Source organism: Butyricimonas sp. BSD2780061689_150309_C8 (genome assembly GCF_015560935.1).
Lineage (GTDB): Bacteria > Bacteroidota > Bacteroidia > Bacteroidales > Marinifilaceae > Butyricimonas > Butyricimonas paravirosa.
The window spans coordinates 76,920-91,676 of the sequence record NZ_JADMSV010000023.1 but is presented as its reverse complement, the minus strand read 5'-3'; the positions used below and the strand labels follow the sequence as shown (position 1 = coordinate 91,676).

General features: G+C 43.5%; 15 protein-coding genes and 1 tRNA gene. 7 read left to right on the top strand and 9 right to left on the bottom strand.

Features of this window, described 5'->3' with window-relative positions; translation table 11 throughout:
• The first annotated feature begins 151 nt into the window (after positions 1 to 151).
• Positions 152 to 655: a hypothetical protein gene (locus I2I33_RS15730; RefSeq protein ID WP_087420497.1), complete on the top strand. Its 504-nt coding sequence runs from the start codon at positions 152 to 154 to the stop codon at positions 653 to 655.
• A gap of 112 nt (positions 656 to 767) precedes the next feature.
• Here the strand turns inward: I2I33_RS15730 and I2I33_RS15725 are convergent, their stop codons facing one another.
• The 4 genes from I2I33_RS15725 to truA form a co-directional block, all read right to left on the bottom strand.
• A complete protein-coding gene (locus I2I33_RS15725) occupies positions 768 to 1,970 on the bottom strand; it encodes a site-specific integrase (RefSeq protein ID WP_140402567.1) in 1,203 nt (400 codons plus the stop codon).
• A 101-nt stretch (positions 1,971 to 2,071) separates the two neighbouring features.
• Positions 2,072 to 2,144: transfer RNA gene (locus tag I2I33_RS15720), tRNA-Phe, on the bottom strand.
• 76 nt (positions 2,145 to 2,220) lie between these two features.
• Entirely contained in the window at positions 2,221 to 3,375 is a 1,155-nt protein-coding gene (locus I2I33_RS15715) for a DUF4105 domain-containing protein (protein WP_087420495.1), read from the bottom strand.
• Between the two features lie 11 nt (positions 3,376 to 3,386).
• Positions 3,387 to 4,133, bottom strand: a complete 747-nt coding sequence (gene truA, locus I2I33_RS15710; RefSeq protein WP_087420494.1) for a tRNA pseudouridine(38-40) synthase TruA — start codon at positions 4,131 to 4,133, stop codon at positions 3,387 to 3,389.
• Positions 4,134 to 4,399: 266 nt separating this feature from the next.
• On the opposite strand from truA, the gene I2I33_RS15705 reads away from it, so the two are divergent.
• Genes I2I33_RS15705 through I2I33_RS15695 form a run of 3 tightly spaced genes read left to right on the top strand, consistent with a single transcriptional unit; the run spans position 4,400 to position 7,299 of the window.
• The gene (locus tag I2I33_RS15705) at positions 4,400 to 5,080 is read left to right on the top strand and encodes a YggS family pyridoxal phosphate-dependent enzyme (protein ID WP_087420493.1); all 681 of its coding nucleotides are present in this window, start codon (positions 4,400 to 4,402) and stop codon (positions 5,078 to 5,080) included.
• Positions 5,081 to 5,118: 38 nt separating this feature from the next.
• Positions 5,119 to 6,114 carry a dihydroorotate dehydrogenase-like protein gene (locus I2I33_RS15700; RefSeq protein ID WP_087420492.1) on the top strand — a complete coding sequence of 332 codons (996 nt, stop codon included), beginning with the start codon at positions 5,119 to 5,121 and terminating at the stop codon, positions 6,112 to 6,114.
• Positions 6,115 to 6,117: 3 nt separating this feature from the next.
• Positions 6,118 to 7,299, top strand: a complete 1,182-nt coding sequence (locus I2I33_RS15695) for a transglutaminase-like domain-containing protein (protein ID WP_087420491.1) — start codon at positions 6,118 to 6,120, stop codon at positions 7,297 to 7,299.
• Positions 7,300 to 7,499: 200 nt separating this feature from the next.
• Here I2I33_RS15695 and I2I33_RS15690 read toward each other — a convergent pair whose 3' ends face one another.
• The 4 genes from I2I33_RS15690 to I2I33_RS15675 form a co-directional block, all read right to left on the bottom strand.
• Positions 7,500 to 8,345, bottom strand: coding sequence for a PepSY-like domain-containing protein (locus I2I33_RS15690; RefSeq protein WP_087420490.1), 846 nt, complete (start codon positions 8,343 to 8,345; stop codon positions 7,500 to 7,502).
• A 59-nt stretch (positions 8,346 to 8,404) separates the two neighbouring features.
• Positions 8,405 to 9,235 carry a PepSY-like domain-containing protein gene (locus I2I33_RS15685; protein WP_087420489.1) on the bottom strand — a complete coding sequence of 277 codons (831 nt, stop codon included), beginning with the start codon at positions 9,233 to 9,235 and terminating at the stop codon, positions 8,405 to 8,407.
• Between the two features lie 213 nt (positions 9,236 to 9,448).
• Complete coding sequence (locus I2I33_RS15680; protein ID WP_087420488.1) at positions 9,449 to 10,717, bottom strand: sensor histidine kinase; 1,269 nt, start codon at positions 10,715 to 10,717, stop codon at positions 9,449 to 9,451.
• The gene (locus tag I2I33_RS15675; RefSeq protein ID WP_087420487.1) at positions 10,714 to 11,400 is read right to left on the bottom strand and encodes a response regulator transcription factor; all 687 of its coding nucleotides are present in this window, start codon (positions 11,398 to 11,400) and stop codon (positions 10,714 to 10,716) included. The genes I2I33_RS15680 and I2I33_RS15675 overlap by 4 nt, the downstream gene beginning before the upstream one ends.
• 281 nt (positions 11,401 to 11,681) lie before the next feature.
• Here I2I33_RS15675 and I2I33_RS15670 point away from each other — a divergent pair, with 281 nt between their 5' ends.
• From I2I33_RS15670 to I2I33_RS15660, 3 genes are all read left to right on the top strand, one after another.
• Positions 11,682 to 12,968 carry a DUF4261 domain-containing protein gene (locus I2I33_RS15670; RefSeq protein WP_229128335.1) on the top strand — a complete coding sequence of 429 codons (1,287 nt, stop codon included), beginning with the start codon at positions 11,682 to 11,684 and terminating at the stop codon, positions 12,966 to 12,968.
• A gap of 35 nt (positions 12,969 to 13,003) precedes the next feature.
• On the top strand, positions 13,004 to 13,375 hold the full coding sequence (locus tag I2I33_RS15665) for a hypothetical protein (RefSeq protein ID WP_087420486.1): 372 nt from the start codon (positions 13,004 to 13,006) through the stop codon (positions 13,373 to 13,375).
• Between the two features lie 135 nt (positions 13,376 to 13,510).
• Complete coding sequence (locus I2I33_RS15660; RefSeq protein WP_087420485.1) at positions 13,511 to 14,086, top strand: RNA polymerase sigma-70 factor; 576 nt, start codon at positions 13,511 to 13,513, stop codon at positions 14,084 to 14,086.
• On the opposite strand, the gene I2I33_RS15655 is transcribed toward I2I33_RS15660, so the two are convergent.
• Positions 14,087 to 14,725, bottom strand: a complete 639-nt coding sequence (locus I2I33_RS15655) for a hypothetical protein (RefSeq protein ID WP_087420484.1) — start codon at positions 14,723 to 14,725, stop codon at positions 14,087 to 14,089.
• Positions 14,726 to 14,757 lie beyond the last annotated feature (32 nt).

Sequence of the window (14,757 nt, the reverse complement as noted above, 5' to 3'; positions counted from 1 at the left end):
AACCGGGTCAATTTCGAGTGGATTTCAAGGACCAAGTTCTATTGGAAAAGAAGGGCCAAATTAGTGCGGATTTTCCACCAATAGCATCGTAAATGAGATTGATGTTAAAGAAGTAGTAACCGAATACTTGGAAAAGCAAAGGCGTAAAGCAATGAGGGGAAATTTCGTAAGAATAAAGAACCCTTTCCCGCTTGTAAACGAGCGATACGCTCGTAGCCTTGCGAAACAAGTGGTGCAGAATGAGGAAACCAAAAGGGTTGTTCTTAAAAGGGCGGTTCAAGATACGGAAGGTATAACCTTGAAACAGTATACCTCTATCTTAAGAGATATAATGTTTACGAAGTTGTTGCCGAATATCAAGTTTCATGCAGACTGCGTGAAGTTCGGTTTGTCGCCATTTGCGGCGGCTCAGAATATCGCAATGGCTGGGACGAAACAAGTGGATGATGTGTTGAATAGAGGCATTGATGTTGTCTATAAAGATAAACTTGATGCATTGAAAGAAACAGTCATTTCAGAAGCGAAAATGGCGGAAGCTAAATTCGGGTCTGTAACAAGTAGTCCATCCGAGTGGCAATGTTCAGAGGCAGCTCGTCTTACCGAGATCATTACACGAGTAATTAAAGAAGTGGAAGAGAAAAGTAAGACCGAGTAGTCTATTCTTTGACTAAATTATAGAGATTTCCCCCTCGCTGGCGATTTAATTGGGGGGAAATCTCTTTCTTTATCTAACCGTTTCCCCGAAATTGGAGAAACGGTATTATTGTTTATAGTAAGTTGCTCATTGCAGCCTCCATTTGCGTGTTCTCGAAACTATCGAGGTAGATTTGGGTTACTTTCTCCGAACTATGACCGAGAGCCTCACAAATGAGTGATGTACTAACTCCCGATCGTTTTAGGGCGGTTGAAAATGAGTGTCGGGCAACGTATGTAGTTAGTTTCTTGTCAAGTTCTAATTCCGCACCTAATTTTTTCAAATGCTTGTTCACTTTGCCAATTACTTTGTGAATCCTGTTTATCTTCTGTTGTTCCGTTTTGTGAAATGGTGACAGGATCGGGAAGATATACGGGCTATCGGGTGATCTGTATTTATTGATGATCTCGATAGCTTTAGGTTGCAACGGTAATTGGATCAACTTCTTTGTCTTTTTCCGCTTGTACGCCAAACGTCCGTCCATGATGTTATCGTGTTTGATACGTGCCATATCTGTAAAGTTGATACCTCCCGTGAAGTAGGAGAATGTGAATAAATCTACCGCAAGTTCCTTGTATGCGTTGTTTGTGGGAGCCTCGTTAATGATCTTTTTCACGTTATCTTTCACTATTGCCCGTTTCGGGGTAGCCTCGTGTAGTTTTGACACCTTGTAATCTTTAAACGGATAGTGTTCTGCTTTCACGTGTCCCCCTTTTATAGCGATATTGTAAACCGCTCGGATATTTCTAAAACGAATACCAATAGTGTTGGTCGCTATCTCTTTGGTTCTTAACCATGCCTCGTAGCTTTTCAACCATTGTTCGTTAATGTCAGAGAAGAATACATCCAAGTGCTTGTTGTATTCTAGTAATGAATTATACGTTTGCTTGTATGATGCGGCATAAGCTAGCCTTTCCTCTTTTTTGAATAAAACAATCTGTTGCAGGAATAGTTCTCCTACTGTTAGCCTTTTAGTCGTGTTTGTAACCTTTTCAATTAATGAAGTCGGGGTGAAGTCCTTGTTTTCAGCCTTTAACTCGATCACGTGATCATTATACGCTTTTGCCTTGTTAATGATAAGTTTCTCGATCTGTTCTTTATTAGGACAGTTTGCTTTCGGTTTGTTCTTTATAAAATCCCAATACTTTGGATTAACAGATACTCCTAAACTCACATACTTCTTTTTTCCGTCTTTACAGACTCTAACCATTAAAGGGTGTTCTCCATTTGCAAGTGTTTTTGATTTGTAACACAAGATGTTAATACCTTCGCTCATGTCGATTTTCGGTTTAACTCTTGGTTTAACTTTGATCTTAAAATGTCGGTATTTGAGGCAAAAAGAAAAGAGAGCCACTTTTGTAACTCTCTCATTTTCAGTGGTGCCAACTGGAATCGAACCAGTGACACAAGGATTTTCAGTCCTTTGCTCTACCAACTGAGCTATGGCACCATCGCTGAATTGCGAGTGCAAATATAGAGGTTTTATTTCAATCTGCAAGAGCTGAGGCAAAGAATCTCGAAAAATATTATTTCCCGCTTTGTCGAAGACGGATGCAGAGGTATATCATCCATACCATAATGACCATGGAAGCATAGGGAACTGCCGGAACGAACAGGAACCATAGCAAAAAGCCGATAATCAAGAGATAGAGGTAGATGAACAAGTATTTATTGATGATCCACGGTAGAGTGCGTTTACCGAGAAAGAAAGCGGCGATGAGGTTTAATGGGTTTGCCCAGAAGGCATTAAAATTGGGGAACATCGTGGGATGTTTCGTGAAGAAGCACAAAAAGACGATGAGACACCCGACAACGCCTGTCGCGATAAAGAAGGGAATAGCGATAGCTTTTAGCAAACGGCGGCTTTTTACCTTTTGTAAAAGTAAAATGAGTGCAAGCGTACAAATGGCAAAAACAAAGAACGGGGAGAAGTACCAGGGTGTTGAAAGATCCTGCTCCGGTGCTTCATATATTGTCTCTATCGGCTGCACGAGTGGAGTTCCATTATATGCCGCGGAATCTAAACGATACATGAGGTAATCGGGAAGAAACATTTGTTCCCGGATGGTAGCCGTGGAGGTTGCGGGAGAGCCGAGGATCGTGTGAATACCCCATTGAATCCACGGGGAACGACCTAGATATTCATCCAGAAGATTCCAAAAACTTTTCGTGGAAGGCTGAGCAATCCATGTGATTTGATTGCCTGTACTTTTCTCAATGATGTCCCGAACCCGGGTTGAACAATTGTCATATAGAAAGTTGTAGAGGTATTCCCGGTTTGCAGGTTCATAATTTTCAACGAGCAAGTCCATCAAGTATTGCTTTTGAATGGAATCCAAATTTAAGGTCTGGGAATACACGCTACGCTCGTCATAAATGTAGGAAGATAAAAAACGACGAAATTCGGAACACGATAATTGGTAGGGGAGTAGGCCACGTGCAAATTTGAAATAGAATCCCTGGGTTGCAAAATCAAACGTCCCGTAATTGAAAACAATATCCATGTTGTTTGCTTTGTCCACTACCCGGATGCCCGTGTGTCCGAACAGCGAGTAAAGTTCGTTACCCGGGGAACACGTCAGAATGCTGATCGTGGCATCTTTGGATAACTTGACGGAGGCAGAAGTACTCGTCGTGAGTAAAAACAGGAAAAAGGATATGATGAATAGTTTTGTTTTCATGTGTTTCAGTATTATAGTTTACACGGGGGATATTCAATGTCACAAAGAAACAAGGCATTGCCGGGAACGGAAGTTCCTGCTTTGCATCGATCCTTGCTTTCAATAATCTGTTGGAATTGTTCCAGCGTGATACGTCCTTGCCCTACATCCAACAATGTTCCCACGATGGCACGTACCATGTTACGCAGGAAACGATCGGCTTTGATCGTGAATACAAGTTGTTCATCCGTTTCTTTCCAGTTGGCCTCCATCAAATGGCAGATGTTCGTTTTTACATCCGTGTGTAATTTGGAGAAGCTGGTGAAATCCTTGTAATGCAGGAGAAGTTCGCAAGCATTGTTCATTAACCGGATGTCCGGTAGGGGGTGTGGTCGGTAGGCAAACGGGTAAGTAAACGGATTCTTGTTTTTATTGATATAATATTTATACGTACGCGAGATAGCCGAAAATCGAGCGTGCATGTCAGGCTGTACGGCGTAAATATCTTTGATTGCGATGTTTTTTCCCAAGAAACGATTAAGTTTGTCAGCCAAGGCTTTCGTGTGAGAAATGGCAATATCACTCTCGAAGTGGGCCACGAAAAACGAGGCGTGTACTCCCGTGTCCGTTCGTCCGGCCCCGGTCACGTTGATTTCCTGTTTCAGCAAGAGGGAGAGTGCCTTGTTGATTTCTTCTTGGACAGAGGGGGCATTGGGTTGTATCTGCCAACCGTTATATCCACTTCCGTTATATGCTAATTCAATAAAATACCTGTGCATGTTTCCACTTTTTCAAGATTCAAAATTAACAAAATTCCGTGAGAGTAGAAGAACATGAAACGTTTTTTACTTTTCCTGTTCTCCGGGCCGAGGGAATGTCATCCACGGATAAAATTCAATTAACTTGCAACTTGTGACCCGAGAACCTGTAACGGAAGAATATAAACGTTAATTTTTAACGCTTGTATCCTGACATTATATCCTGATTTTACGTTATATTTGTAACGTCCGTAGTATTTCAAGGGCATGTTAAATGTTGAAAAGGAATGAGCAGTATTGTAGAAAATTTGAAAGAGATTGCCGGTAGTTTACCGGAAGGGGTAAAATTAGTAGCCGTATCGAAAACAAAGCCCGTGGAGGCGATAGAGGAGGCATACGGGGCAGGGCAGAGAGTATTCGGGGAAAACCGGGTACAGGAACTGGCGGAGAAGTACGAGATACTTCCCAAAGATATAGAATGGCACATGATCGGTCATTTACAAACGAATAAAGTGAAGTATATGGCCGCTTTCGTTTCTTTGATTCATGGCGTGGAGAGCTTGAAATTGCTGGAGACAATTGACAAGGAGGGAAAGAAACATGACCGGGTGATCCCTTGCCTGCTGCAATTTTATATAGCCAGTGAGGAAACTAAGTTCGGGTTGGATATGGAGGAGGCGAAAGCCCTCTTGGAGAGTGATGCTTACAGGCAGATGAAGAACGTGAAGATCGTGGGCGTGATGGGGATGGCGACGAACACGGATGATGAGATGCAGGTCAGACGGGAATTTCATCACCTGAAAGAGATTTTTGACGAGTTGAAGGTAACTTATTTTGCGGGAAACCCCGAATTCAAGGAATTATCCATGGGGATGTCCGGTGATTACCGGATAGCCGTGGAGGAAGGAAGTACGATGGTGCGCGTGGGGAGTTCCATCTTCGGGGCGAGAAATTACGCGAATATATAATTTGAAAGATTCATTATTAACTATTTAAATAAATCATTATGGCAGATTTGAAGACGAAATACATGGGACTGGAGTTACGGAGTCCGATTATCGCGGGAAGTTGCGGTTTAACGTCCGACGTGGAGAAGATGGTCGAGATGGAGAAAGCAGGAGTGGGAGCCGTGGTGTTGAAATCTATTTTCGAGGAACAGATTAACGAGGAGACTTCCGGTGTGTTCAAGGCCGGTTACGGGATGGGTGATGCTTACCCGGAGGCCGAGGATTATATCAAGGCGTACATTCGTTCCAACACGATACAGAAGTACGTGGAATTGGTTCGTAATGCCAAGAGTCGTTTGACGATACCCGTGATTGCCAGTGTGAACTGCTTTAGTGGTGGAGAATGGGTTTCGTTTGCCCGCCAGTTGGAAGAGGCCGGGGCGGATGCACTGGAGTTGAATGTTTTTATTTTGCCGGTGAACGAGTTTAAGGAGAGTGCGGAAGTGGAGAACGTGTATTTCGAGATCGTGAAATCCATCAAGAGCCAGATAAAGATACCTGTTTCCGTTAAGATCAGTCATTATTTTACGAACCTTTCCGCTTTCGTGGATAAAATCAAGGCTTACGGGGCGAACGCGACCACGTTATTCAATCGATTCTACGAGCCGGATATAAATATTAATACATTGGAGATGGGGGCCGCATCCGTGTTTAGTACGGCTGCCGAATTGAGGACAACCTTGAGATGGACCGGTATTTTGGCTGGGAAGGATAAGAAGTTGGAAATTTCTGCATCCACGGGCGTGCATGGTGGTGAGGCTGCCGTGAAGTTATTGTTGGCAGGTGCGACAACGGTTCAAGTTTGTTCTGTTCTTTACGAGAAGGGTATTCACGTGATCGAGGATATAAATAATTTTATCGGGAAATGGATGGACTCGAAAGCTTTCAAGACAATCGGGGATTACCGGGGAATGCTTTCCTATTCGTCCATCGAGAACCCGGATCTTTATGAAAGAGCCCAGTTCATGAAATACTTTAGTAATAAACAATATTAATTTATGAGAAGTACATTTATCTTGTTGTTGTGTTGCATGTGCTTTGCATGTGCGAAGTATCCGGGAGTGCCGGAAAAATATCATGCTTTGTTGGACAAAGCTTTAGAAACGTCGGGAACGAATCAGCCGGAATTGGCAAAGGCGTTGGAAAGTGCTACTCCGGAAATGAAGGAAGGCGTGGCCTTTTTGATTTCTTATATGCCGGAGCGAGATTTGAAAACGATGAAAGGGGATGATTTGTTGTCGAATGTGAAATTGGCCTATGAAGCTCGTAACCGTTTTGCCTGGGCGAAGAGTGTGCCGGATTCTATTTTCTTGAATGACGTGTTGCCTTACGCTTCACTGAACGAGGAGAGAGATCAATGGCGTGCCGATTTCTACAAGAGATTCGCTCCTTATGTGGAGAATTGTAAAACATTGGAAGAGGCAATTAAAGCCGTGAACAAGAACATCCGGGATGAAGTGAAGGTGGATTATAACACGGCCCGTGAGAAACCTGATCAGAATCCCTCGGAGTCTATTCGTCAGGGAATGGCTTCTTGTAGCGGTTTGTCTATTTTATTGACTGATGCTTTGCGGTCAGTGGGTATTCCTTCCCGTATTGCCGGGACTGCCAACTGGCATGATAACCGAGGGAATCATAACTGGTGCGAGGTTTGGTTGGACGGTAAATGGTATTTTACCGAGTATTACCCGAACGAGCTCGATCGTTCTTGGTTCCTTGCCGATGCCGGGAAAGCTGATCCCAAAGATCGTATGCACGCAATCTGGGCCTCTTCTTTTAAACCGACGGGGGAGAGTTTCCCGTTAGTTTGGGATTTTAATATTAAGTACGTGCCTGCTATCAATGTCACTCAACGTTATCTGGATATTTATCAAGAGGTTTATCAATCTCAATTGGCCGGAGGAAATTACGTACCTCTAAAAGTCATGATGTTTAAAGATAAACGCAATATGCGTAAATCTGATGATCGGGTAGCTGCCAACGTGGATATTTTCTGCGGTAAAGATCAAATCGGTGGTGGACGTACTGCCGGACCTAGACAGGATATGAATGACGTGTTGGAATTTATGGTGGAAAAAAATAAAGTGTATACTTTGAATTATTTCGATAAAAACGGTCAGTGGGTTGGTGAAGAAGTGAAAGTGAAAGAGAAACCGGTAGAAGTGAAATTACACTTGTAAGAAAAATAAGAGGGGGCAAAAATCTTTTGCCCCCTCGTTTGTAAAGTTTATAAAGTAGAACCTTCGATTCTAAAAGTTCATAAAGTCCATTGACCCTAGCGGGCGCCTTATCTACGGCAACTTTGTTGCCGATGGATTCAGTCCGAGGGATAAACCTTATAACTTTACAAACCTTACGAACTTTTGCACCCTTTCGTTTATTAATTCTTTGGTATTGCGGATACAATCTTGAGATTGTTGGCATCTATCGTGACATCGAATTCCCGATCCCCTTGTTCAACTTCAAAAATGTAAACGAGCGAACCGTCTTCTCTTTCTTCATAATCAATGTCATCAATCCGGTAATTCGCGTAGGAAGAAGTTTTCAGTACATTCATCACGTTGGCTGGTACATTATTGTGTGAAACTTCCCAAGTGGTGACAACCCATTGATTCTGGTGGTTGAACACGACTTCTTTCATGATTTGTTGATCAATAATATCAATCTTTAGTAACCCTTTATCCTGATCGATTTCCACGATATTGGCCTGTGGGTATTTCTGCTGAATGAATTGTAGGATTGTTTTGGGTGCGCTCTCCGGTTGATATCCCCGTCCATCGTTATCCATAAGGGTTTTTACCAGCGTTCCATTTTCCAAGTAGTGCAAGGCAACTTCTTGTTCCCCGAGTTCTGCCTCGATAATGTAAATTGTCTCCATCCCGGCTCTTTCCAGCTTGTCAACATCTTCTACTTCCCATCTCCCGTATTCTCCGGATTTAAAACTATTGCGGATCACCACGGGCAGGGAGTTATATTTGACGTCACTTTCGGTCATCACCCATTGGCCGTTGTTGTCAAACCAAGCCTCGACTTCCGTGAAGTCGATATGGAATTCGGCCACTTGATACGTGTTTTTCACTTCCCATTCTACTCGTTTTGCCGAGGGATATTTGGCTTTAAAGGCACTCACGACGTTTTGGGGCGGCGTGTAGCTGCTGTCTTTGCAGCTACTGAAAGCAAACGTGGTGGAGAGTAGGATTAGTGCGGTAACTAATGTTGTTTTCATAATTTCTAATTTAAGATCCTCTTGTTTTACGTTACTGCAATTTAAATGTTACCTGTCTATCATTTTACAACATTTCCCTCCATATCCACTGTTACGTGAATTTCTTGATTGCCTTTTTCCAATTCGAAGATGTATACTTCACTTCCGTCCGCGCTTTCTTTGTAATCAATATCATCAATTTTGAATCCCGGGTTATCATTCAGCACTTTGGTTGCAATGTCTTGAATCTCTCTTTCTCTAACATCCCAAGTCGTGTATAACCATTCGTTAGTACTATTGAAGTGTAATTCTTTTGCTTTGTTTTCGTGTAAGATGTCGATCTCGGTAATTCCTTTTTCGACTTCAATGTCCACGATGGTTGCTTGTGGATATTTCTCGTTAATGAAATTTTTCAGGACTTCAGGAACCGTGTTCGGTTGATAATTGTTGTTGTTGTCAATGTCTTCTACCGCTTTTATTAAAGTTCCGTCTTCAGCGTAGAATAAATCAAATTCCTGTTTGCTTTTTTCAACTTCGATCACGTACACGGTTTCCATTTCAATTCTTTCCAGCATGTCCACGTCATCCACTCTCCAGTCTTTGTATTCCGACTCGTTGAATGCGGTTTGTACGGCATCCGGGAGATTGTTAAACAATATGTCGCTTTCAGTCATCACCCATTCCCCTTTGGTGGTGATCCATGCCTCCTTCTCGATGTTGTTGTCATAGAAGTCTGCCACGTAGTGGTCGTGTTGTAATTCCCAGTCGACACGCTGTGCGTTCGGGTATTTTTCGTATAGCACGTTCACGATTTTTTCATCCGGCGTGTAGTTATCGTCACTATCATCACAGCTAGTGAAAGCAAATCCGGCTAACAATAAAGAAACGAAAATGGTCATTCTTGTTTTCATGGCATATAAATTTTAATGTTTGTATTCTTTGTTCTAATTTCTGAGAACAAAGTAAAGGGGTGATTTTGGAAAGATTTGGGAATCGAAATTATTTTAGATTTAAAAATTTGAAGATTCTGTGATTTGATGATTGCCGATTAAGTGATTTTTCCCCGTGAATGTGTGCCTTTTTTAATCACGGAATCATTGAATCGGAAATCACAGAATGATATATTAAAATCGTAAATCGAATCGGTGTTTCCCATCGAAGGAGTAGGAAATGTGGAAATGGTAAAGGTGGACGATGCTTTGGATAATTGCCAATCCTAGCCCGGTGGAATCACTTTTTTTGTTGTCGGCTTGATAGAAACGAGTGAAAAGGCGGGATTGATCCAAAGAGGGACCATCCGTGCTGTTGGTGAAGGTGATTCCGGTTGATTGTACGCGAATAGTGATACTTCCCTCGTTCGGGGTGTGTATCATGGCGTTTTTCAACAGGTTCGTGATTAATATATTTGCCAGTGATTCATTCATGTGAACTTTACAAGCGGCATTTTCTTCCACTTCCACGTGCAGGTTTTTATGCTCGTAAATTTCTTGAAAATCTTCCACGAGTTCTTTTATGATCGGGTTGAATTCCACTTCTTTCGTTTCGTGGAATTGGCCATTCTCGATGCGGGAAAGGAGCAACAGGGATTTATTGAGTTTCACGATACGTCCCAGATTCCGGTGGATGTCCTCGATTTCTTCCAGTTGTCCTTCCGTGCAATCCGGCCGTTCTGCCAATAATTCCAGCTTGTTCCGGCAGATTGCTAACGGGGTCTGGAGTTCGTGGGATGCGTTTTCAATGAATTGTTTCTGTTGGGAATACATCTCTTCGTTTCGCCGGGTCATTTTAAGTATCGTCTCGTTTAGTTGGCGGAATTCTTTTATCTTGGTAGGGTTCTCCAATGGGGGATTTTTCCCGCCCAGGGTAAATTTGTTCAGCCAGCCCAGTAGTTTGTAGAATGGGGCCAGGCTTTTTCTGAAAACGACCTCAAAAACGATCAGTATACAAACAAGTAGCGAGACATACAGAATCACGATCGACCATAATATCGCCTCGATCATATCGTCCTGTTCCAGGGTTGAGATCATGATCGTTAACTCGTAAAACTTTTTATCCTCTCCCCGAAAGGCTGTCTTTAGTACTCGTACAGGATCAAAATCGTATTCAAGTTCGTAAAAACGTGTCGAGTCAAAGTATCGTTCTTTGTAATGAATAGCCTGCTCTTCAGGTATTTCTTTTATGAAGTATTGACTCATTAAATCGCTACTATTATTAATCGCGGCTGTATCCCTCAAAACCTGTTGAATAATAAGATGCTTGTAGTTTTCCAAGCTATCATCCGTCTCGTCCAGAATTTCATCCAGTATGCTAAAAAAGAAAAAGCCAGCCCAGAACGTGAGGATAATAATCATCACGATCGAGAGTTTGCTTATCGTGTGGTGGATGAGTTTCATGCTTCCGGTGTTGTGATTAGTTTATAGCCGAACCCGTACACGGCTTTTATTTCCGGGATAGCGTCAGCGGTTTTCATCTTTTTGCGTAAATTTTTCACCTGGGAATAGATGAAATCGAGACTGTCGGCTTGATCAATGTTATCACCCCACACGGATTCAGCCAATGTCGTTTTGTTGATCAATCGGTTCGGATTGGTGACAAAATAGTAGAGCAAGTCAAATTCTTTTCGATTGAGTTTCAGCTCTTCTCCATTGATGAACACGGTGTGATCGTCGGGACGGACGGTTAGGTTTTCAATTTCAATCTCGGTATTCCCGTCGGTTTGATGGCGTCGGATCACGGATTTCACCCTCGCGTGTAATTCTGCCAAGTGGAATGGTTTTGCGAGGTAATCATCAGCACCGAGGTCAAGCCCCGTAACCTTGTCTTCAATGGAATCCTTAGCCGACACGATGATCACGCTTTCCCGTTTCTTTAATTTCTTCAGCTCTTCCAGAATCGAAAGTCCGCTACCCCCGGGGAGCATAATATCCAGCAAGATACAATCGTAGTCGTAATCATTGATCTTTTGCAGGGCTGTAGAATAGTCTGCCGCTGTCTCCACGACAAAACGTTCTTTCTCCAGTGATCGGGTCATCACTTCTCGCAAGTCTTTTTCGTCTTCAATGATTAATATCTTCATGGCGTTGAAATTTTGTAGAACAAAAATAGCAATTTATTCTGGAAAGAATCTGGAATAAATTTTAAATAAGAGACTTCCGGGAGTACATTTCCAATTTATTCCTTTATATTTGCCGCGATGCAAAAAGAGGTTGTATGAAGGATAAAGACCTGTCTTCGGACATTCCGGCTACGGTGTGGCCTGTCCCGTTGTTCGGGATTGTCATGCCTGTTGGGGCTATTCTGATCTTACATCATTATTATTTGCTTTTTTGATGTAATAATAATTTAAACAATAGAAATATGGAATATCCGAGTGTTGAGGCGTTAATGGAACAGATCCGGGATTGGGCGGAAGAAGAAGATTACGATGCAATTATGGAGGCTTTGCCGGAGCTGAAAAATCCCGGTCAATTTTACGAGGCGGTTTTGTGTCTTGCTTATGCTTATTTGAACCAGGGATTTTATCGGGACGCGGAAGAGTGGTTGCGTGAAGTGGAAGACCAAGGGCGTGAAAGTGGTGTTTGGAATTACCGGATGGCCGTGGCCTTAATGCATCAAATGAGATTGGAAGAGGCATTGCCGTATGCCGAACGTGCGGTGACGGTGGAGGCCGATTACCCGTGGGGATGGTTGGTGTACAGCAAATTATTGTATGGATGTCAAAGAACCGAAGAGGCGCTAGAGGCTGCAGGGAGAGGTTTGGCATTGATGCCGGGAGACGAGGAATTTACCTCGTTGATCGAGGATATTTCCAACGGGCTGTCATTTTTTGAAGTTACGGGCGTGGAGGAAGACGATGGAAAAGTTGAGAACGGGGAGGAGAAGGCCGGAACTTTTTGCGGGTCCGTGTTGCTAAATTCGGTGAGTTTCGACGTGGATAAGGTCATGGCAGATTTGAAGGCGGAGTGGGGAATAGAACCATCCGATAAACCGGGAGATATGGCCAGTGATGATGCGCATGCAGACGAATCGACCCGGGTGTTTTATCTCGGTGAGACTTTAGTGGCGATCAGTCTCATGCCGGCAAGAGTTCCGGATGGAGAGGCCGAGTATTATGCGGAAACCAATTATATGTGGCCGGAAGCCGTTGAGACAACAAAAACGCATAAGGCTCACGTGCTGGTAGCGGTTCTTGCCCATGGCTTGACCCCGGTGGAAGCGGGTAAGTTACACGTGAAAGTGATCGCTACTTGTCTGAGACAGCCCAATGCTATTGGCGTTTATGTTTCCGGAACCGTGTTCCAACCGGAATTTTATATCGAGGTGGCGAATATGATGAAGGAGGATGAGGAAAACTTACCCGTGTTGGCTTGGGTGTATTTCGGCCTGTACCAGAGTGAGGAGGGAAATAACGTGTACACGTACGGGATGACAGCTTTCGGGAAAGAAGAGATCGAGATATTGGGAAATAAACATAGTTTGACCGAATTACAAGGATTCATGCTTGAAATAGCCTATTATGTTATCGGTTCGGACGTGACGTTACGGGATGGGGAAACATTAGGTGTCAGCGAAGAACAAAAATTACCGATTACCCGCTCAAAAGGGGTGGCCGTGGAGGGTATGACTTTGAAGATTGAATATTAATTGGGAGGTTCATAGTATTTGAAATAAGAAACGATATGAGTTTGGAAGATTTAAAGAATAGTTTGGGAGAAGATGTATTGACTTCAATGTATGAGTACTTGATCCCAGAGGAAGATGACGAGATGGAAGGATTTGTTCCGGCTTACGGGAAGAAAGACGTGAAGACTTGTGAGGAGATTCTGTTGGAATTTATTGATGCTTTGTCTCGGGCTGATGAAAACAAGGAGATCATCATGGGACAGGTTAAAGAAACTGTGCTGGCTTTGAATGTTTTGAACGAGAAGTGCGAGTATGAACTGATCGAGACGGATCAGCGGGAAGATATTTGTAAGTTTATCATTACGGCCGTGAATGTGGCCGGGTTGAAGACCGATGAGGACGTGACGGAAGAGTGGAGAGAATGGTAGTTCTTTGACCGGAGTAACGTGATTTTAGGCGAGAGTGGAAGGTGTATCGTATTTTATAAGGTGTAGAAGTTTGATATTGTTGATGATTCGTTATCTTTGCGAGTAATAAATCCTTGGAATAGGTGAAAATAGTGCATGGATAGTGATGATATACTTATGGGGTTGAAACGTCGGGATGAAACAGCTTTGTCTGTTCTTTTCGATACATATTACGAGAAGTTGTATCTTTTCGCGGAAAAGTATATCTATGATTCTGATAAAGCGCATGACATCGTGCAGGATGTTTTTCTGAAAATATGGGAGAATGCCGAACGTTTGGAGTTAACATCTTCCATTCAACATTATCTTTTTGCATCCGTTCGTAATGGTTGTTTGAATTATCTGAAAAGTCTGCAAATCGAAGATCGTAATAATCGTAAGTACATGGAGGCCTATATCGAGTCGCAGAACGTGGATATGGTAGATGATGAAGAACTCCTTGCCCGTATTCGGCAAGTGCTTGACGAGTTGCCCGAAAAGTGCAGGGAAGTCTGTCTTCTGCGTTTCGTCGAGGGGTACAAGTATGCTGAAATTGCAGCCCGGCTCGATATGAACGAGAACACCGTGAAAGCCCAGTTGCACCGGGGAATGGAGCGCTTGAAACAAGCGTTTGCCACGTATGACTACGTGCTTGTTCTTTGCGCTCTCGGTCGGATTTTCATGGACCGGTGATTATTCCAGTATGATATTCGTGTATTTGGACACGGAGGCTCTCGTGTTCACCGGGGAGAGGGCGAACGCGTAAGCGACGCAGTTGGCCGAGGTAAAATCCTTGTGTAAAGGGATTTCTTTCGTTCCGGGTACTCCTCGTTTGCCCAGCGGGTAGGCCAGTGTGTCCTGTTCTTTCGTGTCGTGGATGACTAGATATATATCGTCCTCGTCTTTGGCGAGGGGACTGAGGGGTTGACGGAACCACTCCGCACGGATGATGCGTTCGTTTTCCCGGATATGGACTTCTACCGCAGGTGGTGTCAGGTTTCCCGTCGTGCAGGTCACTCGTTCCAGACGGATCGTGACGTCGAGGGTTTCTGCGTCAATTTTCACGGCATTTTGATTCATCCCGATGAATCGGGTTCGGGCGGTGGACCAAGATTGACGGGGGAATCCGGCTTGTATAGCCGCATAGAAATGGTAGGACAGGTCGGAGAGTGCCTTAAAGCGGGTTTGTTGGATGACCTGTGCCGGGGATTGTTTTTTCTTTTTGAAAAAGATTTTTCCCTTGGCGATGCTCTTCCCCTTGTACTTGCACATCGTGACGTTCCCCACGGAGCCGGAGGCGTTATCGAAAATATGTGAGTGAAATATAGCCATACTGATTTTAGATTTATGATTTACGGTTTTGG